This is a genomic window from Bradyrhizobium guangdongense, from assembly GCF_006483445.1.
In the GTDB taxonomy this organism is placed as follows: domain Bacteria; phylum Pseudomonadota; class Alphaproteobacteria; order Rhizobiales; family Xanthobacteraceae; genus Bradyrhizobium; species Bradyrhizobium guangdongense_A.
Genome location: NZ_PPPT01000133.1, coordinates 1 through 22,039, shown reverse-complemented (window position 1 = coordinate 22,039; position 22,039 = coordinate 1). Strand labels below are relative to the sequence as shown.

At 63.6% G+C, this 22,039-nt stretch carries 24 protein-coding genes and 1 riboswitch; of the genes, 12 read left to right on the top strand and 12 right to left on the bottom strand.

Annotated elements, in window-relative coordinates:
• Positions 1-42: 42 nt before the first annotated feature.
• Positions 43-276, bottom strand: coding sequence for a DUF6894 family protein (locus C2U70_RS19425; RefSeq protein WP_140980033.1), 234 nt, complete (start codon positions 274-276; stop codon positions 43-45).
• Between the two features lie 118 nt (positions 277-394).
• Entirely contained in the window at positions 395-664 is a 270-nt protein-coding gene (locus C2U70_RS19420; protein ID WP_140980032.1) for a hypothetical protein, read from the bottom strand.
• Between the two features lie 295 nt (positions 665-959).
• Between C2U70_RS19420 and C2U70_RS33080 the strand changes: the two genes are divergently transcribed.
• The 3 genes from C2U70_RS33080 to C2U70_RS33075 all read left to right on the top strand — a co-directional run bounded on the left by C2U70_RS33080 (position 960) and on the right by C2U70_RS33075 (position 2,175).
• Positions 960-1,124 (top strand): hypothetical protein, encoded by a 165-nt coding sequence (locus tag C2U70_RS33080; RefSeq protein ID WP_186294363.1) that lies wholly within the window; start codon positions 960-962, stop codon positions 1,122-1,124.
• Positions 1,125-1,315: 191 nt separating this feature from the next.
• A complete protein-coding gene (locus C2U70_RS19415; RefSeq protein ID WP_140980031.1) occupies positions 1,316-1,543 on the top strand; it encodes a DUF2798 domain-containing protein in 228 nt (75 codons plus the stop codon).
• Between the two features lie 476 nt (positions 1,544-2,019).
• A complete protein-coding gene (locus tag C2U70_RS33075) occupies positions 2,020-2,175 on the top strand; it encodes a hypothetical protein (protein WP_186294362.1) in 156 nt (51 codons plus the stop codon).
• A gap of 223 nt (positions 2,176-2,398) precedes the next feature.
• Here the strand turns inward: C2U70_RS33075 and C2U70_RS19410 are convergent, their stop codons facing one another.
• On the bottom strand, positions 2,399-2,650 hold the full coding sequence (locus C2U70_RS19410) for a hypothetical protein (protein WP_140980030.1): 252 nt from the start codon (positions 2,648-2,650) through the stop codon (positions 2,399-2,401).
• A 42-nt stretch (positions 2,651-2,692) separates the two neighbouring features.
• On the opposite strand from C2U70_RS19410, the gene C2U70_RS19405 reads away from it, so the two are divergent.
• Positions 2,693-2,989 (top strand): hypothetical protein, encoded by a 297-nt coding sequence (locus C2U70_RS19405; protein WP_140980029.1) that lies wholly within the window; start codon positions 2,693-2,695, stop codon positions 2,987-2,989.
• A gap of 49 nt (positions 2,990-3,038) precedes the next feature.
• Here C2U70_RS19405 and C2U70_RS19400 read toward each other — a convergent pair whose 3' ends face one another.
• The 3 genes from C2U70_RS19400 to C2U70_RS33700 all read right to left on the bottom strand — a co-directional run bounded on the left by C2U70_RS19400 (position 3,039) and on the right by C2U70_RS33700 (position 3,777).
• On the bottom strand, positions 3,039-3,413 hold the full coding sequence (locus C2U70_RS19400; RefSeq protein ID WP_140980028.1) for a hypothetical protein: 375 nt from the start codon (positions 3,411-3,413) through the stop codon (positions 3,039-3,041).
• Positions 3,414-3,423: 10 nt separating this feature from the next.
• Positions 3,424-3,558, bottom strand: coding sequence for a hypothetical protein (locus C2U70_RS33705; RefSeq protein ID WP_283810390.1), 135 nt, complete (start codon positions 3,556-3,558; stop codon positions 3,424-3,426).
• A 96-nt stretch (positions 3,559-3,654) separates the two neighbouring features.
• The gene (locus C2U70_RS33700; RefSeq protein WP_283810389.1) at positions 3,655-3,777 is read right to left on the bottom strand and encodes a hypothetical protein; all 123 of its coding nucleotides are present in this window, start codon (positions 3,775-3,777) and stop codon (positions 3,655-3,657) included.
• Between the two features lie 567 nt (positions 3,778-4,344).
• Here C2U70_RS33700 and recA point away from each other — a divergent pair.
• The 4 genes from recA to C2U70_RS19375 all read left to right on the top strand — a co-directional run bounded on the left by recA (position 4,345) and on the right by C2U70_RS19375 (position 8,571).
• Complete coding sequence (gene recA / locus C2U70_RS19390) at positions 4,345-5,433, top strand: recombinase RecA (protein ID WP_140980026.1); 1,089 nt, start codon at positions 4,345-4,347, stop codon at positions 5,431-5,433.
• A gap of 106 nt (positions 5,434-5,539) precedes the next feature.
• Positions 5,540-6,526: a hypothetical protein gene (locus C2U70_RS19385; RefSeq protein WP_140980025.1), complete on the top strand. Its 987-nt coding sequence runs from the start codon at positions 5,540-5,542 to the stop codon at positions 6,524-6,526.
• A gap of 10 nt (positions 6,527-6,536) precedes the next feature.
• Positions 6,537-7,553: a hypothetical protein gene (locus C2U70_RS19380; RefSeq protein WP_140980024.1), complete on the top strand. Its 1,017-nt coding sequence runs from the start codon at positions 6,537-6,539 to the stop codon at positions 7,551-7,553.
• Between the two features lie 34 nt (positions 7,554-7,587).
• Positions 7,588-8,571 carry a hypothetical protein gene (locus C2U70_RS19375; protein ID WP_140980023.1) on the top strand — a complete coding sequence of 328 codons (984 nt, stop codon included), beginning with the start codon at positions 7,588-7,590 and terminating at the stop codon, positions 8,569-8,571.
• A 146-nt stretch (positions 8,572-8,717) separates the two neighbouring features.
• Here the strand turns inward: C2U70_RS19375 and gcvP are convergent, their stop codons facing one another.
• From gcvP to gcvT, 3 genes are read right to left on the bottom strand one after another with little or no spacing between them, the layout of a single operon-like run.
• Positions 8,718-11,585, bottom strand: a complete 2,868-nt coding sequence (gene gcvP, locus C2U70_RS19370) for an aminomethyl-transferring glycine dehydrogenase (RefSeq protein WP_140980022.1) — start codon at positions 11,583-11,585, stop codon at positions 8,718-8,720.
• A 15-nt stretch (positions 11,586-11,600) separates the two neighbouring features.
• Positions 11,601-11,969, bottom strand: coding sequence for a glycine cleavage system protein GcvH (gcvH, locus tag C2U70_RS19365; RefSeq protein WP_140980021.1), 369 nt, complete (start codon positions 11,967-11,969; stop codon positions 11,601-11,603).
• A 9-nt stretch (positions 11,970-11,978) separates the two neighbouring features.
• Positions 11,979-13,127: a glycine cleavage system aminomethyltransferase GcvT gene (gcvT, locus tag C2U70_RS19360; protein ID WP_140980020.1), complete on the bottom strand. Its 1,149-nt coding sequence runs from the start codon at positions 13,125-13,127 to the stop codon at positions 11,979-11,981.
• Positions 13,128-13,269: 142 nt separating this feature from the next.
• Positions 13,270-13,359: riboswitch (glycine riboswitch) on the bottom strand.
• 220 nt (positions 13,360-13,579) lie between these two features.
• On the opposite strand from gcvT, the gene alaS reads away from it, so the two are divergent.
• Together alaS and C2U70_RS19350 are read left to right on the top strand one after the other, a co-directional pair.
• Positions 13,580-16,258, top strand: coding sequence for an alanine--tRNA ligase (alaS, locus tag C2U70_RS19355; protein WP_186294361.1), 2,679 nt, complete (start codon positions 13,580-13,582; stop codon positions 16,256-16,258).
• Between the two features lie 4 nt (positions 16,259-16,262).
• Complete coding sequence (locus C2U70_RS19350; RefSeq protein ID WP_140980018.1) at positions 16,263-17,489, top strand: cyclic nucleotide-gated ion channel; 1,227 nt, start codon at positions 16,263-16,265, stop codon at positions 17,487-17,489.
• A gap of 1 nt (position 17,490) precedes the next feature.
• Here C2U70_RS19350 and C2U70_RS19345 read toward each other — a convergent pair whose 3' ends face one another.
• From C2U70_RS19345 to C2U70_RS19335, 3 genes are all read right to left on the bottom strand, one after another.
• Positions 17,491-17,778: a DUF3303 domain-containing protein gene (locus C2U70_RS19345; RefSeq protein ID WP_140980017.1), complete on the bottom strand. Its 288-nt coding sequence runs from the start codon at positions 17,776-17,778 to the stop codon at positions 17,491-17,493.
• A gap of 42 nt (positions 17,779-17,820) precedes the next feature.
• Positions 17,821-18,318, bottom strand: a complete 498-nt coding sequence (locus C2U70_RS19340; protein ID WP_140980016.1) for a DUF3455 domain-containing protein — start codon at positions 18,316-18,318, stop codon at positions 17,821-17,823.
• Between the two features lie 97 nt (positions 18,319-18,415).
• Entirely contained in the window at positions 18,416-19,630 is a 1,215-nt protein-coding gene (locus C2U70_RS19335) for an NADP-dependent isocitrate dehydrogenase (protein WP_140980015.1), read from the bottom strand.
• A 341-nt stretch (positions 19,631-19,971) separates the two neighbouring features.
• On the opposite strand from C2U70_RS19335, the gene C2U70_RS19330 reads away from it, so the two are divergent.
• Both C2U70_RS19330 and C2U70_RS19325 read left to right on the top strand, forming a co-directional pair.
• On the top strand, positions 19,972-21,171 hold the full coding sequence (locus C2U70_RS19330) for a TrmJ/YjtD family RNA methyltransferase (RefSeq protein WP_140980014.1): 1,200 nt from the start codon (positions 19,972-19,974) through the stop codon (positions 21,169-21,171).
• A 153-nt stretch (positions 21,172-21,324) separates the two neighbouring features.
• Positions 21,325-22,039, top strand: a 715-nt coding sequence (locus tag C2U70_RS19325) for a caspase family protein (protein WP_140980043.1), incomplete at its 3' end; no start/stop codon positions are given.

The following is a 22,039-nucleotide window of genomic DNA, read 5'->3' as shown; positions in this document are numbered from 1 at the left end:
GAAACTCGTCAAGCCCGGCCATGACGGGAACGCGCTTAGGCGTCAATCGAATGATTCAGCGATGATGCTGATGCGGAACACGGGCTTCTTGGCCTCGTCCAGCAACTCCATGTTCCATTCGGAGTTTTCCTGCAACTTGCGCGAGATGCCGGCGGCCATGTCGGCGCAGACGCTGGTCATTTCCTTCCAGGCTGCGTCGCGATCGTCGCATTCGGTGGCTTGCTCCGCGCAGCCCGAATAGCGGCCGTTCCGGATCCGAAAGAAATAGAGCGGCATTTGCTGACACCGACGCGCGAGATGGCCGCCCCCGAGGCCATGGGCGCGCAGTGCAATCCCAAACCGCATGCAGATCAACTCCGGGACTCTACGGGTTTTTACGGGCCGGGAGCGCCGTTCAAGCCGGCGTGCCGCGCCGTACCGGAGCGGGTCCAAGGGCCCCAAGGTCTGGTTCAAGCGGCCGGTTCAGGGGGCCCTGTCCAGCCAATGTCTCGCCGATCGCCTTCAATTCGCGGTCGATCCGGAGCTGCACGCGACGGACGGCCAGAAGGTCGATCTTGGTCTCGGTCTTGCCGGACTTGACCTTGTCGCCGATCTGGAACTGCCACTGCCAGACGCCGGGAATCGCCGTTTTGGCGACGGTGAATTCAACGCCCCTGTGATTCATGGCTACCCTCCCACGATTCACTCCTCATGGACGTAACATGTTGAACGCCATCATATTCCGGCCGCAACCTAAAATTTGCGGCTAAGCCGTGGATAATCCACCGCAATCCCGGATTCGCGCGTGGGGCGAAAGAAGCGAAGCGGCATTCCGAAACAGGGGCATCGGCGTCACGATCCGCGATTTCCGATCGTCGATCGGGAACGATCTGCAACGTTGCTGCTTATCGCGGGGTCTGGCTCGCTTGGTGAGCCCCGGTGACCGGACATCCTGGTGTCCCGGCAAAGTGTTCGCAGCAATGAAGCTGATCGTCGAAATGCTCAAGCGGGTCTGGCGCGGCCGGGCCGACACGAATGCGTACGCCGTTCGGGTGGCCGACGGCGGTGATCGCTCGAGCATGGCCGATTTCGTCCGCATTCTTCAAACCCATGATCGCGAGCGTGGAGGTTCAAGCCACGCCTGATCGCCAGCGCCTTGTTCGATCGCCAACGCTTCGTTCGCTCGTGGGCCGTGCTGCAGGAACTTTGTTCTTGGCAGGAGAACCACGGAAATAGTGCTGACTAGGTTGCGGTTGGAACCATTTTAAATCACGCCACGTCCTGTTCGTCGGCACGTGCCTTGCTTCACCGATGCGTCAGACAGCAAGGGCGCGTCATGCTCGGTATCCCCCGCCGCTACAGCCATTTCGTTTTCAGCGTCATTCAGTCCGGCCTGACCTGCGCGATCGCCTCGGCGATTGCGAGCTTCCCGTCGGCGTCGACCCACCAGTTCGTTGCGCACTGGCTGCTCGCCTTTCTGGTTTCATGGGCCGCGATGCTGCCGGTCGTGCTGCTCGCGGCGCCCATGATCCGCCGCGTCTCTCTGCGGCTGACGCGGGAGTAGGGAGCAGCTCTTCCGCGCCGGCCGCCGCCCATAAAAAAGCCCCGCCTGGGGAGAGCCGGGCGGGGCAGAAGGTTATTGGAGGCTGAGGTGCTGGGCTGCAACACCATAGCGGCATGACCCTACCCGGGTGGGCTTACATGGACCTTACAGCGGGGCGCAGAAAGACGAGGATGCGCGCTTCATCCCCCACAAACCCTTGGGCGACATCAGTCGGTCACCACGCAAACAGCAGGATGGCGGTCAAAACTACCGGCAATATTCCCAGCGCGAAGATATAGAGCCGAAAGACGGCGTCATCCCTGAGCATGGGTATCAGGATAGGTCAGGGCGAATCGCGGGCCCAGTGCAGTTTGTGCCACCGGCGCGCGGTCAGGGGTGTTGCCTGCCGGGGGCAAAATGATGTCAACTTGCAGTTGCCGTTTGCCTGGCTGTCCTACCTCGGGACGCCGGGCCGGCGGCGACTGCGAGAGGCGAGCATGAACGAACCGAAGAAGGACACGATCTGCCCGGAATGCGACGGCACCGGGCAGGAGCGCGGGATGCGTCCGGTGCATCTCGGCGAGAAGATCGCGTTTCGCGCCTGCACGAAGTGTGGCGGATCGGGCCGCATCGTGGCGGCGAGCGACGCCTGAGCGGCGCGGCCTCACCAGATCATGGAGGCGACGGCGAGCAGGCCGATCAGGGCGAGCGCCCAGGTCAGCGATTGAATGACCCACGGTCGGTCACGCATCATTGTGTGCCCCGTTCCCTGCCCGTCGCAGGCAAGCACCGGAGCGGGCCCTTCCATTGAGCTAGATCAATGGAATATCAGCGCGGAGATGGCGGCGATTGTAAGAGCGCTGGCATGCAAACGGGTCATGCAGATCCGGAGAACCGGAGCAGGGCGCCGATGGTGAGAATGACGACACAGGCGGCGACGAAATAGATCAGCGGTTCGACGCCGCGACACGCGGCAAGCAGGGCAAGGGGATTGACGAGCCAGAACCGGTGGCCGGACTCGCGCGCCCGCTTCATCATGCGGGAATTGGCCCACACGCAGACCGCCGCGGCCATGACCGCGATCGCGATCAGGGCCGCCTTGGCGAGAAGGATCAGTGCGGGACTCATGGGAGAGTCTTAACGTAGGCTGCGTCTGGAAAGGAGAGGCGGATGACGGTCTCAGGCGTATCCCGCTATCGCGGCGGCACGATCGATGACGTAGCGCCGCTGGCCGGAAAATTGAAGGCCATCTACCTCACATACGGCGTCGTCTACCGGCTGAGCCAATTTCAAACCGGCCCGGACGTGGGAGACTGGCTTGTCGTCGTGCAGTATGCCGACGAGGCAGCCTACGAGAAGGTGCAGCTCGCGCTCGCGCATGACACCCACTGCCAGCAGGTCTTTGCCGAGATCGCAAAATTCGCCAGGCGCGTGAGCCGGGAGATGGTGCTCGACCTGGATCTGTGAGCGCGGATTTGTCGGGTCGCCCGTTTCGCGCCTCGCTGAGGCGGCCTTGCTAATTCTGCTTATGCTCGTGCTCGTGGCTATCAAGCATTTCGAGCTGGTTGGCCAAGCCGCTTAGCGTATGCGCGATATTGGTAAGCAGAGTGACCTTCTTGGCTGCGGTCCCCGCGATCCTGGCTTCGGCCTTGAAGGCGCTGGCGGCTTCCCGGCATTCAATGGCGCTGATCATCTCAAGTCCCCATCGCGGCTTGCTGGTGCATGATCCGGAAAAGTGTGAAGCGGTTCCGAAAAGATCATGCTCGAACAAAGAGACTAAAGCGCGATGACGGTTCAACCAAATCTCATCGCGCTTTAATCTAGCACTTTGTGCGGAGAGGAACCCAGAACAAAGTGGGACGACGATGAGGACAAGGACGAGGTCGCTCATTGAGGCGGCCTCAATGCAGCTTGCGGCGTAGCTTCTGGATGATCTCGCGCAGGTCGTTCGCGTACTCTTCGATCAGGCGTCGCGCTTCCTCCAATCGGGAGGGTTTGGGTTCATTCACCTCGCTCTGTTCATCGGGCTCGGTCATGGCCGGATGGTCTCGCGAGGGGAGGCGCGACGGATTGCGTTAGATCAAGGGTGTGGAACTGCCGGTTCAGCAAAGAGGCCGCCAATCGAGGCGGCCTCAACGTATGAAATAAAGGCTGGCGACGGTGAGTGCGACCAATACTGCACCGCCGCCGACGGCAACGAAAAGGCAGATGCGCGCGGGAATGGAGTACGAGTCAACATCGGGCTGCTCGATCATGGCAGCTACCCCGGCAATTTGAGGCCGGGCGATCTCAGCCACTCGCTCAAGTGCGAGCCAGTTTCGGCTTCTCGCGCCTTGCGGAGGGCTTCCTCGCGTACGGGTCCGTGGGGGAGGAGTTCGGCTTCTTCGCGTAATCGTCTCGCTTCTTCGGTAAGGCGCTCTTCAAGGGAAATGATTTGCTTGAAACGTCGTCGGCGCTCCATGACACACCTCGTCTTACGGGTCCTAACCGTTGGGTTTGAGTTCTGACTCCAATATGCAGATGAGTGCCGATCAGTTCCAAGACGCGCGAAGGAACGACTATGCACTTTGTGCCAGCTTTGTTCCGGAGCACAACCTGAGAGGGATTTATCCGGTTGTGTGGTTGAGCGGCTGAACCTTAACCGAACAAGGGCACTAACAAATTCTAAATTGGCCACTGGGGGCAAATGCGGACAGTACCCACAACTTCAAAAAGAACATATTGCGAACTTAGAACAAATAGGGTACGGTGCAGATATCGCCGGCCAGCTTCGCCAACCGTTTGTCCCCCTAGCGAATCCCCGCCATAAGGAGCACCACCTGATGTCCGCCACAGCGCTGCGTATCGTCGAAGGATCTTCCATGGACAAGAGTAAAGCCCTGTCTGCCGCGCTCTCCCAGATCGAGCGGCAGTTCGGCAAGGGCTCGGTGATGAAGCTCGGCAAGAACGACCGCTCCATGGACATCGAGGCGGTGTCCTCGGGCTCGCTGGGGCTGGATATTGCGCTGGGCATCGGCGGCCTGCCCAAGGGGCGCATCGTCGAGATCTACGGGCCGGAATCCTCCGGCAAAACCACGCTGGCGCTGCACACGGTGGCGGAAGCGCAGAAGAAGGGCGGCATCTGCGCCTTCATCGACGCCGAGCACGCGCTCGACCCGGTCTATGCCCGCAAGCTCGGGGTCAACATCGACGAGCTCCTGATCTCCCAGCCCGACACCGGCGAGCAGGCGCTGGAGATCTGCGACACGCTGGTGCGCTCGGGTGCGGTGGACGTGCTGGTGATCGATTCGGTCGCGGCGCTGGTGCCGAAGGCCGAGCTCGAGGGCGAGATGGGCGAATCGCTGCCCGGCCTGCAGGCGCGGTTGATGAGCCAGGCGCTGCGCAAGCTGACGGCCTCGATCAACAAGTCCAACACCATGGTGATCTTCATCAACCAGATCCGCATGAAGATCGGTGTGATGTACGGCTCGCCCGAAACCACCACCGGCGGCAATGCGCTGAAGTTCTACGCCTCGGTCCGCCTCGACATCCGCCGCATCGGCGCGATCAAGGAGCGCGATGAGGTGGTCGGCAACACCACGCGCGTGAAGGTGGTGAAGAACAAGCTGGCGCCGCCCTTCAAGCAGGTCGAGTTCGACATCATGTATGGCGAGGGCGTCTCCAAGATGGGCGAGATCCTCGACCTCGGCGTCAAGGCCGGGCTCGTCGAGAAATCCGGCGCCTGGTTCTCCTATGACAGCCAGCGTCTCGGCCAGGGCCGCGAGAACTCGAAGGCGTTTTTGAAAGCCAACCCCGACATCACCGCAAAAATCGAAACCGCGATCCGGCAAAACTCCGGCCTGATCGCCGAGCAGATCCTGGCCGGCAGCCCCGAGCGCGACGCCGACGGCGACGAGCCCGCGGAAGAGTAGGGCATCGACATAGCATTTCGCGCGGGAGCGGGCGCTGAGGACGTTGAGTTGCCGACGTCGTCAGCGCCCGTTTTCGTGTTGTGTGTGACAGTGATGGGGTGGGGCGATGAAGCGTCTGATCCTGACCAGTTCGGCCGGTGCGGACCTTGCCAAATCAAAGTTGGCCGAGATCGTTGTTCTTTTCTTTTTTCGGTTCACTTGGGAGCCGTTGCCGTCACCGGAATATCTCAAGGCCTATTTCGGCGCGCAGCCAGGCACTCTCAAGCCGGGCGATCACTGGTCGGATTGGGGGACCAAATGGCCGCCGGCGTTCAAGGATCGCAGGAACTTGCCCTTTGCCGACTTTTGCGAGCGGTACGATGAGATCGAACTCTGGTTTGGCCCGAGTCCCAAAGATCAACTGCAGTTAATCTGGCTGCTCGAATTCCTCAGTTCTTATCCCAAGCTGCTGCAAAGCATTCGATTACGCCTGTTGGCGTCCGATCTTTACGATCTGAGATACGAACAGCTTCGAAACTCTGCCTCGCACATTCGTGTCGTAGATGTCTCGGCGCGGGAGTTCGAGACCGCCAAGAGGGCATGGCAGGCCTATTGTGCGCCGACGCCCGAGGCCTGCTTCGATCTCCTTCACAGCGATCTGAGCGCCTTGTTAATGCTGCGGCCAGCGTTGCTCGAACTGATGGCAGAGCTCCCATCACCCTTGACGGGCCTCGGTGCCACCGAGATGCGATTCCTGGAGCTCCTCTCCAGAGGATTTGCGAACACGAATGCGTTGTTTCACCTGGATTCGCAACGGCGGACATATGTGTTCGGAGAGTTCGAGTTGGGTTCGCTGCTTGAAGGGCTCGCGCTCGGCCCCAAACCCGCGGTGGCTGGGTTGGGCGACGAACTGCGCACGATCGACCAAAATAATTTGGGGACTCGGCACGAGGTCTATCTCCGCAGCCGGCTGTCGTTGACGGAATTCGGCAAGGCCGTCCTCGCCTATCAGGAGGACTTCAGCCGTCACAATCCGATCGATCGCTGGTGGGGCGGCACGCACCTGACCAACGACCGGCTGTGGCGTTACGGCGCCGTTCTGACGAAGCCCTAAGGCTGCGAGCATGACACGGCTCATCGTGACAACGGACTCGTCGATTGCCGGTGCCATCCAAGTCGCCGGCCTGGCCGATATCGTGATCGCAATTGAACGCCGGCTTGTCTGGGGGCCGATGCCGTCTGCTGCGGAGCTCGACGCATTCTTCGCACCGCGGACGACACAGCCACCCGGCCTTCATTGGCTTGACGACACGCCTGACTGGCGCCTCGAACAATGGGGTGTGAAGGATCGGGGATTTACAGACTTATTCGCGGAATGCGAGGCCTTCGAGTTTTGGCGGGGGCCCGAGCCAAATGCGCAATTGGTCCTGCTCTGGCTGCTCGATCATTGGCGACGCGGAGGCACTGCAAGTGCCAGCCTCATGATGCGCTATTCGGTCTTGCCTATCGGCGACATCGATCCCCGAGAGCTTGCCGAGCCATATCCTTATCCACCGGTTTGCGAGATCACACCTCATGACTTCAAATTGGCCAGCCGTGCATGGAGAGCTTACTGTGCGCCGACCCCGCAGAACTGGTGCAGCCTCTTCAAGTGGAATTTGGTTGCCTTTCCGCAACTCGATCATTGCGTGCGGGACCTCCTTGAAGAGCTGCCGGCTCCGGCCTCAGGCCTTGGAGCCACGGAAAAGCGGATCCTGAAGCGTGTTGCGCGAGGCGGCGTCCAGCCTTTCGATGTCTTCCCGCGCCATCAGAAGCCCTACGAGCCGTTTGTGTATGGATACTGGGAAGTTGGCGCGCTGCTGGATGGGCTCGCGCGGGGCGAGAGGCCGGCGCTGTCAGGGCTGGGTGAAGGCCCGTTTTCCCTGGACATGCACAACGATCCGGATCGCTTCGAGCGCTACAATCGATCACGGTTGTCCTTGACCGAATTCGGGAAGGCAGTGCTGGCCGGCGAGGAGGATTTTCGCCGTTACAACTCCATCGATCGCTGGTGGGGCGGCACTCACCTGACCAACGAACGGCTGTGGCGCTGGGACGCAGAAACCCGCTCATTGGCCGCGCCTGGCTCAGAGGGAGCGTAGCTGAAGGCATATTGTTTTTGATTGAGAGGTCACCGTGTCGCATTTGATCCTGACCACGAACGGTTTCGCGCCCCGCCACCTTCGTGAGGCCGGGATAGCAAATGTCGTCCTCGGCTTTTACCCTCGCTTCGTGCGCGGCCCGCTGCCGCCCGACGAGCAACTCCTGACGGGGCTGGAGCCACGCTCGGCGAAGCACCGCAATCACGGCGAACACTGGCTCGACGACGCTCTTCGGAGCTGGCTGAAGGGTTACGGCACACGCGATATCGGCCTTTTCGCGCTGTGCGAGAAGTTCGATTCGATTGAAATTTGGGTCGATCCGCAGGCAAATGATCAGCTCGTACTGGCCTGGCTGCTCGACCTGCTTCGCTCCTACAAGGAGATCACGACCAAGCTGAGCCTGGTGTACACGGATGATGCCATCACGAAGTATCATCCGCAATCCTTGGCGAAATGGAAGCTGCCGGTGTTCAAGGTCGGGGACGGCCACCTGACGATCGCCAGCCGTGTTTGGCATGCCTGGCGTGCGCCGACGCCCGAACCCTGCTTCGATCTGCTCGCGAAGGATCTGACGATCCTTCCACGGCTGCGGCCGGCGCTCATCACCATGCTCGAAGAGTTGCCCGATGTGGAAACGGGGCTGGGCGAAAACGAGATGGGCATGCTGGGATGGATTGAGGACGAAGGCACCGAGCCACAGGAGGTGCTCCGTGCGGCCGAACTTCGCGAGCTGTACAACGAGGGGGAGGCCGACGAAATGCTCTGTGCGTTGATGCAGTGTCGTGCACCGGCCTTCCTTCAGCCTGGCGCGACGTCCCTCGACCAGAGCCAACCGACCGGTCCCTTCGATTACGAAGGGGGCCCGCTGGTTCTGACCGAACTTGGGCGGGCCGTCGTTGCCGGGGAAGAGGATTTCTCCAGGCGTAACCCGATCCACCGCTGGTGGGGTGGCACCGAGTTGACCAATGAGCGACTCTGGCGCTGGGATCGGAAAGCCCGCTCGTTGATCGCGCCCTGATGCGCGATCGGAAGGAAGGCGCAGTTTGCCGCGCCGATTGCGCGGGGCTGCTTATTTGCCCCGACGCATCAATGGCTTCGTCGAACTCAGCGCGCGCATTGCCGATTTTCGCCGGCTACTGTGCATGGGGTTGTTTTCGACGCCCCTTACTCCGCGGCTTCCGCGTAGTCGCTCACCGGCGGGCACGAGCACACCAGGTTGCGGTCGCCATAAACGTTGTCGACGCGCCCCACCGGGCACCAGTACTTGTCGGTGCGCGAGGTGCCCGCGGGGAAGACGCCCTCGGTGCGGCTATAGGCGCGCTGCCAATTGTCGTCGGCGATGTCGTGGACCGTATGCGGCGCGTGACGCAGCGGCGAGGCCTCGATCTTGAACCGGCCGCCTTCGACCTCGGCGATCTCCTTGCGGATCGCGATCATGGCGTCGCAGAAGCGATCGAGCTCTGCCTTCGATTCCGACTCGGTCGGCTCGATCATCAGCGTGCCCGGCACCGGGAAGCTCATGGTCGGCGCGTGAAAACCGTAATCGATCAGGCGCTTTGCGATGTCGTCCACGGTGACGCCCGACGTCGCCTTGAGCGGACGGGGGTCGACGATGCACTCATGCGCGACGCGGCCCTTGGCGTTCTTGTAGAGCACCGGAAAGTGCGCCTCGAGCTTTGCAGCCACGTAGTTGGCATTGAGGATCGCGATCTCGGTCGCGCGCTTCAGCCCTTCGCCGCCCATCATCAAAATGTAGATGTAGGAGATGGTCAGGATCGAGGCCGAGCCGAACGGCGCGGCAGAGACCGGCCCCACCGGCGCCCTGCCGTCGGTTGCGGGATGGCCGGGAAGGAACGGCGCCAGGTGCGCCTTCACGCCGATCGGCCCCATGCCCGGGCCGCCGCCGCCATGCGGGATGCAGAACGTCTTGTGCAGATTGAGATGGCTGACATCGGCGCCGTAATCTCCGGGCCTGCTAAGGCCGACCTGCGCATTGAGGTTGGCGCCGTCGAGATAGACCTGGCCGCCATGGCCATGCACGATGTCGCAGATCTCACGGATATGCTCCTCGAACACGCCATGCGTCGAGGGATAGGTGATCATGACAGCGGCAAGGTCGTTCTTGTGCGCCTCGGCCTTGGCGCGGAGATCGCCAACGTCGACGTCGCCGTTCTTCTCGCAGGCAACCACCACCACGTCCATGCCGACCATCGCGGCCGAGGCCGGGTTGGTGCCATGCGCGGACGACGGGATCAGGCAGACCTTGCGATGGCTTTCGCCGCGCGCGGCATGATAGCCGCGGATCGCGAGCAGGCCGGCATATTCGCCCTGCGCGCCTGAGTTCGGCTGCAGCGAGATCGCGTCATAGCCGGTGATGTCGCACAGCCACTTTTCGAGTCGCGCGAACAGCGCGTGATAGCCCTTGGCCTGCTCGCGCGGCGCGAACGGATGCAGGCTGCCGAACTCCGGCCAGGTCAGCGGCATCATCTCGGTGGTCGCGTTCAGCTTCATGGTGCACGAGCCCAGCGGAATCATCGCGCGGTCGAGCGCGAGATCGCGATCGCTGAGTTTGCGCATGTAGCGCAGCATCTCGGTCTCGGAGCGATGCGCGTGGAACACCGGATGGGTCAGGAACGCGGTGGCCCGCTTCAACTGATCCGGCAGCGCCTCCCGTGAGGTGGCGTCGATCTCGGCATAGGCAAGCTGCCCGCCAAAGGCGCGCCACACGGCTTCCACCGTCGTCGGCGTCGTAGCCTCGTCGAGCGCGATGCGCAGACCAGCGCCACTGGTGCCGAGATTGATCTTCTCGGCCAGCGCCCGCGCGACGATCTCGTCGCGTTTGCCGCCGGCATCGACCGTCACCGTGTCGAAGAAGTTTTCGGACTGCGGCGCAAAGCCGAGCTTGCGCAGGCCGGCCGCCAGCACGGCGGTGCGGCGGTGCACGGTGCGCGCGATCTGCGAGAGCCCTTCGGGGCCATGATAGACCGCGTACATCGAGGCGATCACGGCGAGAAGCACCTGCGCGGTGCAGATGTTCGAGGTCGCCTTCTCGCGGCGGATGTGCTGCTCGCGGGTCTGCAGCGCCAGCCGGTAGGCAGGCGCGCCGCGCGAATCCACGGAGAGACCGACGATGCGACCGGGCAGCGAGCGCTTCAGCGCATCGCGCACCGCCATATAGGCCGCGTGCGGCCCGCCATAACCCATCGGGACGCCATAGCGCTGCGCGGAACCGATCGCGATATCGGCACCAAGCTCGCCGGGCGAGGCGAGCACCGTCAGTGCCAAGAGATCGGCGGCAACGATGGCAAGCGCGCCCTTGGCACGCAGCGTCGCGATTGCCGGCCGCAGGTCGCGCACCGCGCCCGAAGAGCCCGGATACTGCAGCAGCGCGCCGAGCACGTCTTGCTTGTCGAGATCGGCAAGGGGATCGCCGACGATCAGGGTCCAGCCCAGCGGCTCGGCGCGGGTGCGCATCACCGCGAGCGTCTGCGGATGCACGTCCTTGTCGACGAAGAAGGCCTGCGCCTTCACCTGCGAGTGCCGCTCCGCGAGCGCCATGGCCTCCGCCGCCGCGGTGGCTTCATCCAGCAGCGAGGCGTTGGCGACGTCGAGCCCGGTGAGATCGCAGATCATGGTCTGGAAGTTGAACAGCGCCTCCAGCCGGCCCTGGCTGATTTCGGGCTGATACGGCGTATAGGCCGTGTACCAGGCCGGATTCTCCAGGATGTTGCGCTGGATGACAGCCGGCAAAATCGTGCCGGAATAGCCCTGGCCGATCAGCGAGGTGAACACCTGGTTCTGCGCCGCGAGCTCGCTCATATGTGCAAGCGCCTCGGTCTCGCTGAGCGCCTTGCCGAGATCGAGCGGCGCGGCCTGACGGATCGACGCGGGCAGCGTCTCCGCCATCAGCGCGTCGAGGCTCTTTGCGCCAACCGTCTCCAGCATTGCTGTGACGTCGCGCGCGGAGGGGCCGATATGGCGGCGAACGAAGGAGGCGGCGGTGTCGCCGTTGGATTTGCGCTGCGCGGTCATCGCTTGCTCCATCGTTTAAGCCGTGTGCGCCTTGTAGGCGGCTTCGTCCATGAGGCTACCGAGCTCGCCCTTGTCGGCAATTTTGATCTTGAAGAACCAGGCTTTGCCGTCGGCGTCCGAATTGACCAGAGCCGGCTCAGCCACGACGGCATCGTTCACCTCGAGCACTTCGCCCGTCACAGGTGCGTAGACGTCGGAGGCGGCCTTGACCGATTCCACGACGGCTGCGGCCTCGGACTTCTTCAGCGCGCGGCCGACCTTGGGCAGCTCGATGAAGACGACGTCGCCGAGCTGCGACTGCGCGTAATCGGTGATGCCGACGGTGGCGATGTCGCCGTCGATCGCAAGCCATTCGTGGTCGGAGGTGTACAGCTTCGTAGTCATCGTCGGTCCTCAGCGTTTGTAGGTGTTTTTCACGAATGGCATCGCGGCAACGGCGAGCGGCAGCCGCTGGCCGCGCACCTCGGCGTAGACTTGCGTACCGAGTGCGCTCAGCGCCGTCGGCACATAGCCCATCGCAACCGGCGCATTGAGCGTCGGGCCAAACCCGCCCGACGTGACTTTTCCGATCGGTTCGCTCGACGTCGCATCCGCAAACAGCACGGCGCCTTCGCGCACGGGCGCGCGGCCTTCGGCTCTGAGGCCAACGCGGCGGCGGGCCGCGCCTTGATCGAAGTGGGCCAGAATCTTGTCCGCGCCTGGAAAGCCGCCGGCGCGTGCGCCGCCGGTGCGGCGGCTTTTTTGCACCGACCATTCCAGCGCGGCTTCGACCGGCGTGGTCGCGGTGTCGATGTCGTGACCATAGAGGCAGAGCCCGGCCTCGAGCCGCAGGCTGTCGCGGGCGCCGAGCCCGATCGGCAGCACGTCGCTGTCGGCGAGCAGCGCCTTTGCCAAGCGTTCGGCGTCGGCGGCGGGAACCGAAATCTCAAACCCGTCCTCGCCGGTGTAACCGGAACGCGACACGTAGCAGTCAAGGCCGTCAACCTTGCGCGGGCCGGCATCCATGAATTTCAGGGAAGGGGTCTCTGCACACAATTTCGCCAGCGCTGACTCCGCCTTCGGACCCTGCAGCGCAATCAGCGCGCGGTCGGTCAGCGAATCAATGATGCAGTCATCGGAGAGATGCGCGCGCAGATGCGCTTCGTCCTCGGCCTTGCAGGCGGCATTGACCACCAGGAACAAATAATCGCCGAAATTGGCGACCATCAGATCGTCGAGAATCCCGCCATCGGCATTGGTGAACTGGGCATAGCGCTGGCGCCCGTTGGGGATCGCGACGATGTCCTGCGGCACCAGCCGCTCCAGCGCCCGTGCCGCATCCTCGACCTTGCCGGATTTCGGCCGGAGCGCGATCTGGCCCATGTGGGACACATCGAACAGGCCGGCGGCCGCGCGGGTATGGAGGTGCTCTTTCAGCACTCCGGTCGGGTATTGCACCGGCATTTCATAGCCCGCGAACGGCACCATCTTCCCGCCAAGGGACACATGGAGGGCGTAAAGCGGGGTACGTTTCAGGGAGTCTTGGTCGTCGCGCGCAAGCATCACAGGGGCCCTCGCGGTTCCCGAGGACGATCCCCCAGGAAACCCATCGAAGCCCCATCTGTCGCTGTGCCTGAGAGTATTATCCCGTCGGCGGACGCTGGTCCGGGCTCAAGCCCGTCGGCGCCTCTTTCCAGATGCTGTCAAAGCCACGCGGTCCTTTTGCCTGAGAGTTTCCGGGGCGGTTGCTCCTTCGGCGCCGGCATCCAGTGCCGGTCTCTCCCGACGTGGCCGTACGATACAGATAGGACAAAACCACGCCGCGGCCAAGCCTGTCAACGCATCGCAGCATCTATCAACGGGGATTACGCTTCTGCGGCAACCCTCTGATCTCCTTGCACAGTTTCTGGACAGCGCGGCCCGCAATGTCTAAAAGCCTTCTGCTCGAAGATATCAGCCTTAATTCCCGGTTTGGATGGCATGTCGCGGGCCCAACTACACCCGATTGGATGAACATGAGCGGCGTCAACGAGATCAGGTCGACCTTTCTGAACTTCTTTGCCGAGAACGGCCACGAGATCGTGTCGTCCTCGCCGTTGGTGCCGCGCAACGACCCGACGTTGATGTTCACCAATGCCGGCATGGTGCAGTTCAAGAACGTCTTCACCGGCGTCGAGAAGCGGCCCTATCAGCGCGCCACCACGTCGCAGAAGTGCGTGCGTGCCGGCGGCAAGCACAACGACCTCGACAATGTCGGCTACACCGCGCGCCATCTCACCTTCTTCGAGATGCTCGGCAACTTCTCGTTCGGCGACTATTTCAAGGAGCGCGCGATCGAGCTCGCCTGGACGCTGATCACCCGTGACTTCGGCCTGAAGAAGGACAAGCTGCTCGTCACCGTCTATCACACCGACGACGAGGCGGCCGGCCTCTGGAAGAGGATCGCGGGCTTCTCCGACGATCGCATCATCCGCATCCCGACCTCGGACAACTTTTGGGCGATGGGCGATACCGGTCCGTGCGGCCCGTGCTCCGAGATCTTCATCGATCGCGGCGAGCACATCTGGGGCGGGCCTCCCGGCAGCCCGGAGGAAGACGGTGACCGCTTCCTCGAATTCTGGAACCTCGTGTTCATGCAATATGAGCAGGTGACGAAGGAGGAGCGCGTTGATCTGCCGCGTCCCTCGATCGACACCGGCATGGGCCTCGAGCGCATGGCCTGCATCATGCAGGGCGTCGACAGCGTGTTCGAGACCGACCTGTTCAAGCACCTGATCGATGCGACGTCATCCGCGCTCGGCAACGGACCGAACGAGCAGACCGTGGCCTCGTTCCGCGTCATCGCCGACCACTTACGCTCCTCGGCCTTCCTCGTCTCCGACGGCGTGCTGCCCTCGAACGAAGGCCGCGGCTACGTGCTGCGCCGGATCATGCGCCGCGCGATGCGCCATGCGCAGTTACTCGGCGCGAAAGAGCCGCTGATGCATCGTCTCGTCTGGGCGCTGGTGCGCGAGATGGGCCAGGCCTATCCGGAGCTGGTGCGCGCGGAAAAGCTGATCGAGGAAACGCTGCGGCTGGAAGAGACCCGCTTCCGCAAGACATTGGTGCGCGGCCTTTCGATCCTCGACGAGAAGAGCGCGGGCTTGAAGAAAGGCGACATGTTCGACGGCGACGTCGCGTTTACGCTCTACGACACCTATGGCTTTCCGCTCGACCTGACGCAGGACGCACTCAAGTCGCGCGGCATCGGCGTCGATCAGGCCTCGTTCACCGACGCGATGGAACGGCAGAAGGCCAAGGCGCGCGAATCCTGGAAGGGCTCGGGTGAGGCCGCGTCCGAGGCGGTCTGGTTCCCGCTGCGCGAGAAGCTTGGTGCTACAGAGTTCCTCGGCTACGAGACCGAGAGCGCCGAAGGCGTGGTGACCGCGCTGGTGAAGGACGGCAAGGAAGTCGACAGCCTCAAGGCCGGCGAGACCGGCGCGATCCTGCTGAACCAGACGCCGTTCTACGCGGAGTCCGGCGGCCAGGTCGGCGACACCGGCGTGCTGCTAGGGGAAGGCGGCATCAAGTTCCGCGTCACCGATATGCAGAAGAAGCTCGGCGATCTCTTCGTTCATGTCGGCACGGTGGAGAGCGGCGAGCTGAAGCTCGGCACCGCGCTTCAGCTTGAAGTGGATCACAGCAGGCGTTCATCGATCCGCGCCCATCACTCGGCGACGCATCTGCTTCACGAGGCGCTGCGCCAGGTGCTCGGCGATCACATCGCCCAGCGCGGCTCGCTGGTCGCGCCCGACCGTCTGCGCTTCGACTTCGTGCATCCAAAACCGATCACGCCGGAAGAGCTCGCCCGCGTCGAGGACATCGCCAACGACGTGGTGCTGGAGAATGACGAGGTCACGACCCGCATCATGGGCGTGGACGAGGCCCGCGAGGCTGGCGCGCGTGCGCTGTTCGGCGAAAAGTACGGTGACGAGGTCCGCGTCGTCTCCATGGGCAAGACCGCCCGCGAGCACGGCGCGAACGCGATGGGCTGGTCGGTCGAGCTCTGCGGCGGCACGCATGTGAAGCGCACTGGCGACATCGGCCTGATCACGCTGACCGGCGAAAGCGCGGTCGCTTCCGGCGTGCGCCGTATCGAGGCGCTCACGGGCCGCCACGCGCGCAAGCATGCCAACGACACCATGGCGCTGGCAAAAGCCGCGGCAAGCGAGCTGCGCACCGCAATCGACGACGTGCCTGCGCGCATCACCGCGCTGATGGACGAGCGCAAGAAGCTTGAGCGTGAACTGTCCGACGCCAAAAAGAAGCTCGCGATGGGCGGCGGCGCGTCCGCAGGCAATGGTGCGGCGTCCGGCGTGCGTGAGGTCGGCAACGTCAAGCTGATGGCGCGCGCGGTCGAAGGCATCGAGATGAAGGATCTCAAGAGCCTTGCCGACGACGGCAAGAAGCAGATCGGCTCGGGCGTCGTCGCCATCGTCGGCGTCACCGAGGACGGCAAGGCCGGCGTCGTGGTCGGCGTCACCGCCGACCTGACGTCGCGCTTCAACGCGGTCAATCTGGTGAAGGTCGCCTCCGAGGCACTCGGCGGCAAGGGCGGCGGTGGTCGTCCCGACATGGCGCAGGCCGGCGGCCCCGACGGCGCCAACGCGGCCGCGGCGCTGTCGGCGATCGAAAAAGCCATGACGGTCGGCTAGGGCGGTGCGGCTCGTTCCGAAAGGACGCGGGCTCCGCGATCCCAACTTGAGGGATCGCCTTTACGAACTCTTGGAGCACGACCCGCTGGCCTATTCGGCGGGGTCGCGCTTCATCCAGTTCATCATCAGCGTCATCGTGCTTGACGTTGCCGCGATGGTCCTCGCCTCGGTGCCTGATCTCGACGCGCGGTTCGATGCGCTGTTCAGCGCCGTCGCCGTCTTCGCCGTCATCGTGTTCGCGCTGGAATATCTGGCGCGCCTTTGGACGGTGGCGGGGCACACCCAGCGCAAGGCGTCCGCGCTCTCCGATCGGTTTTCGTATGCCTTTTCGGCGCTCGGTATCATCGATCTCATGGCGTTCCTGCCCGCCGCGATCGTGCTCGCCACGAGCCGGCACGCGACGTTGGCCGGGCTTGGGGTGCTGCCGTTCTTCAAGCTGATCCGTTATTCGCCCGCGATGCGCTCGCTGCTCGCGGCCGTTCATGCCGAGCGGCGTGCGCTGATCGGCTGCGTCGTCATCCTGATCGGCGTGGTGCTGACTTTTGCCTCGCTGCTCTATGCCATCGAGCGTGACGTGCAGCCGGACAAGCTCGGCACCATCCCGCAGGCGATGTGGTGGGCGATCGTGACGCTCGGCACCGTCGGTTATGGCGACGTGGTCCCGGTGACGCCGCTCGGAAAGTTCGTCTCGGTCTTCGCGATCATCTCGGGCTTTGCCATGATCGCGCTGCCGGTCGCGATCATCTCGACGGCCTTTGCCGAAGAGGTGAAGCGCCGCGACTTCGTCGTCACCTGGGGCATGCTGGCGCGGGTGCCGCTGTTCTCGCACCTCACGGCCTCGGAGATCGCCGACATCATGCGGCTCCTGCGGGCGCGGACCATCGAGCAGAGCGAGATTCTGGTTCGGCGCGGCGATGCGGCCTCGTCGATGTATTTCATCACCGCAGGCGAAGTCGAGATCGAGCTGCCGAACCAGTGCGTCCGGCTCGCCGACGGCACGTTCTTCGGCGAGATCGCGTTGCTGCACAAGACCAAGCGCAGCGGCACCGTGAAGGCGACGCGGAAGACGCGGCTGCTGATCCTGGACGCGCAGGATTTCCACGCGCTGATCGAGCGCATGCCGACGCTCGCCGCCCACGTCCGCAGGACCGCAGAGGCGCGGCTTGGCGAAGGCGGCGACCTCGCGGTCGCGGAACTGGCACAGGCCGAGCGGGAAGTCGCGGACCGCTAAACTATTTCGGATCGAGGAACGGCGCGACGACCTCGCGCGTCTCCTTGCTCGGCACGACCGGCACGATCTCGAAGCTCATGCCCATGTCGCGGTTGTTGAGCAGGATCCATTCCTGGAGCAGCCGCAGGTCGTCGCATTCCATGAGCTGGAAGCAGCGGTCGAAATTCGGCTCGATCCAACTCCCGACATAGTTAAGCCCTTCGGGGAATTTGATGCCGGGGTCGCGCACGCGTCGGTACACCGGGATCGGGTTTTGGTCTTTGAAGCGTTCGATCACCATGAAGAGCATCGTGCGATCTCCGTCAGCCGGCGCACTATGTTACACGCGCACTCAGCCCTTGCGCAGGAAAACGTAATCGGCGGAGTAGGGCGCGCTCTTGAACTCGCCGGCCTTGTCGCAAGGACCCTCGAGCTTGCCGCCATGGGTATTGATGCGCTGGACTGTCGTGACCGGCGTGAGCACGCCACTGCCGCGGCGGGAGGCGACCTCCAGCTTCAGCCAGGGAATGTCGGCAGGCGACCCGCCCGGCGCATTGCCGATGGCCTTGCCGACCACGGCGCTGCCGTCGGCGTGCTCCCAATTGGGCCCGGCATAGTGCCGGCCGATGGTCTTGCCTTCAGCGAGCAAGGTCGCGACTGGTTCGCGAAAGCTCCAGGCCAACTTGCCGTCGGCGGCCGCCTTGCACTCATAAACCTGTGCGCCCTCGGCGTGGACGCTGAGCACGGTGGTCTCGCCGGGTGCCGCGATGGCGTCGGGAAGGGTCTCCGCGGCGCCGGCCGCCCCGGTCAAGAGCAGCAGCAGGCAGGGGACAGCGAACTTGACGGACATGGTGTGGCTCCGTACAGCGTCAAAACGAAAGGGCCGCACCCGAGGCGCGGCCCTTGATGATGTCCGACCGTAGTCGGGCGAAATTGCGGAAGCCCGCTTACTTCGCCAACGCCTGGGTCAGATTGTCAGAGACCTTGTCCAGGAAGCCCGTGGTCGAGAGCCAGCGCTGATCGGCGCCGACGAGCAGCGCGAGGTCCTTGGTCATGTAGCCGGCTTCGACGGTGTCGACGCAGACCTTCTCGAGGGTGTTCGCGAATTTTGCGAGCTCGGCATTGTTGTCGAGCTTGGCGCGGTGGGCGAGGCCACGGGTCCAGGCGAAGATCGACGCGATCGAGTTGGTCGAGGTCTCCTTGCCCTTCTGGTGCTCGCGGTAGTGGCGGGTCACCGTGCCGTGGGCGGCTTCGGCTTCCACCGTCTTGCCGTCGGGGGTGAGCAGCACCGAGGTCATCAGGCCGAGCGAGCCGTAGCCCTGCGCGACCGTGTCGGACTGCACGTCGCCGTCGTAGTTCTTGCAGGCCCAGACATAGCCGCCGGACCATTTCAGCGCCGAGGCCACCATGTCGTCGATCAGGCGGTGCTCGTAGGTCAGGCCCTTGGCCTCGAATTCCTTCTTGAACTCGCGGTCGTAGATGTCCTGGAAGATGTCCTTGAAGCGGCCGTCATAGACCTTCAGAATCGTGTTCTTGGTCGAGAGGTAGACCGGGTAGTTGCGCATCAGGCCGTAGTTGAGCGAGGCGCGGGCGAAATCGATGATGGAATCGTCGAGGTTGTACATCTCCATGGCGACGCCGGAGCCCGGTGCCTTGAAGACTTCCTTCTCGATCACGGTGCCGTCTGCGCCGACGAACTTCATCGACAAGGTCCCCGGGCCGGGGAATTTGAAGTCGGTAGCGCGGTACTGGTCGCCATAGGCGTGGCGGCCGATGATGATCGGCTTGGTCCAGCCGGGAACGAGGCGCGGCACGTTCTTGCAGATGATCGGCTCGCGGAAGATCACGCCCCCGAGGATGTTGCGGATCGTGCCGTTTGGCGACTTGTACATCTCCTTGAGGCCGAACTCCTTCACCCGGGCCTCGTCCGGGGTGATGGTGGCGCATTTGACGCCGACGCCGACCTTCTTGATGGCGTTGGCTGCGTCCACCGTGACCTGATCGCCGGTCTTGTCGCGGTATTCCATCCCCAGGTCGAAATACATCAAGTTGATGTCCAGATACGGATAGATCAGCTTGTCCTTGATGTACTGCCAGATGATCCGGGTCATCTCGTCGCCATCGAGCTCGACGACGGGGTTGGTCACCTTGATTTTTGCCATGATCGGGAAAGCCCTCTTGGGAACAGCGCCTGCGGCGGGAAAGGATTGATCTGCCGCCTCATAGCACTGCCGAAGGGTGGGCGAAAGCCAAGTGATTATGCACTTTTAGCCGATCCTGCATCCGCGGATGGGCCCCCGCGGCGGGCCACGAAACCGGCTCCGGGCTGAAGTTTCGGACGAGATTCAAAAGCCGATTCTAACTCGTTATTTCGCTTGAGAATTTCCTCAGGACAGGCAAACGAGGCGCCACGGGCGCGTCTTGCCCGCTTGAATCAATTCCTCGGAACGTCTGGGCAAGGCCTTGAGCAAGGCCCTGAAAACGAGCGTGAAAGCGAAGCGAGATGTCGGGCACTGACAAGAGCAAGACCGGCCTGACCCTGGACGGCCCCGTCATCATCCTGGTCGAGCCGCAGTTGGGCGAGAACATCGGCATGGCCGCGCGCGCCATGGGCAATTTTGCGCTGACGCGCTTGCGGATCGTCAATCCCCGTGACGGCTGGCCCAACATTGCCGCGCAGCGCGCCGCCGCCGGCGCCGACCACATTCTGGAAAAGGTCGAGCTGTTCGACACGGTCGCGCAGGCGGTGGCCGACCTCGACCTCCTGTTCGCCACCTCAGCCCGGGCCCATGACCAAGCCAAGCCGGTGGTCGGCCCCGAGGCTGCCACGACCGAGATCGGCAGCCATGTCGCCTCGGGCGGGCGGGCCGGCATCCTGTTCGGGCGCGAGCGCTGGGGTCTGACCAACGAAGAGGTCGCGCTCGCTAACCGGATCATCACCTTCCCGGTCAATCCGGGTTTCGCCTCGCTCAACCTCGCGCAAGCCGTGCTGCTGGTCGGCTACGAATGGTTCAAGCAGGCGACCTCGGGCGCGCTCCCCCATGGCATGCCGGAGCGGTCCGAGCGCGCCTCGCAGCACCAGATCCAGGCCTTCTTCGAGAACCTCGTGCGCGAGCTCGATCGTGTCGAGTTTTTGCGCCCGCCCGAGAAGCGCGACACCATGCTGGTCAATCTGCGCAACATCTTTACCCGCATGGATCCGACCAAGCAGGACATGCACACTTTGCACGGTGTGGTGATGGCGATCGCGGAAGGGCGCAAGGGCCCGGCCAAGGGCGGCGTGCTCGACGGCGCGCAGGCGACGCGGCTGCGGGCGCTGCTCGCCGAACACGGGCAGAGCGGGGCATCGGACAGCAGCAGCACGGTGCGCGGGCTCGCGCGCCTGCTCCGCCGCAATCCGACCGATGCCGAGCGCCTGCTGTGGCAGGCGCTCTCCCGTGACCGCCGCTTCGCCGGCCAGTTTAAGCGGCAGACCCCGGTCGGCCGTCACATCCCGGATTTCGTCTCCTTCGTGCATCGGATCGCGGTGGAACTGGTGAACGCAGGTGAGAGCGAGACGATCGCCGCGGACCGCGCCGCAAGGCGCGAATGGCTGCAGGCGCGGGACTATCGGGTGATCGAGATGCCGGCCGCGGATATCGAGATCGACCTGGAAGGCCAACTCGCAAGGCTGGTGGCGCTGACGTCGCAGCAAGCGGGCTGAGACCCGGCGACACGCAGCGCCGAACTTGCGATACGTCAAAGCCGCTCTTCCCCATGTATCCATAATGCTCATTGTCCCGGGCGCGTACGTTCGGCGGGCGTCGTATCGTGGCGGTGAGCCGGAAACATGCACGCGTATTGGCAGAACCACGTGATGCGCATCCTGGTGGTCGCGGGTCTCGCGGTCGCATCGAGCTGGCTGTTGAGCCAGCCGGCTTCTGCGGCAAAGCGGGTCGCGCTCGTGATCGGCAATTCCGCCTATCAGAGCGTCACCCGGCTTCCGAACCCGGCCAACGATGCCACCGTGGTCTGGACCATGTTCAGGGATGCCGGCTTCGATGTCGCCGAGCTGAAGCGCGACCTTAAGGTCGCCGAATTGCGTCGCGCGCTGCGCGATTTCTCCGATACGGCCCGCGATGCCGACATCGCGATCGTCTACTTTGCCGGACACGGCGTGGAGATCGACGGGATCAATTACGTCATCCCGGTCGACGCGGTCCTCGAGCGCGACATCGATGCCTTCGACGAAGCGATCCCGCTCGATCGTATCCTGACCGTGATCGAGCCGGCGAAGGAGTTGCGGCTCGTCATCCTGGATGCATGCCGCGACAACCCGTTCAGCAGATCCATGAAGCGCACGACCGGCACCCGCGCGATCGGGCGAGGCCTGGCCAAGGTCGAGCCGGAAAGCCCGAACACCCTGGTCGCCTTTGCCGCAAAGGCGGGGTCATTCGCCTATGATGGCGACGGCAAGAACAGCCCGTTCACCGGTGCGCTGATCAAGTATCTGACCAGACCCGGCCTCGACATCCGCAAGGCATTCGGGTTCGCCCGCGACGAGGTTCTCAAAACCACCAACAACAAGCAGG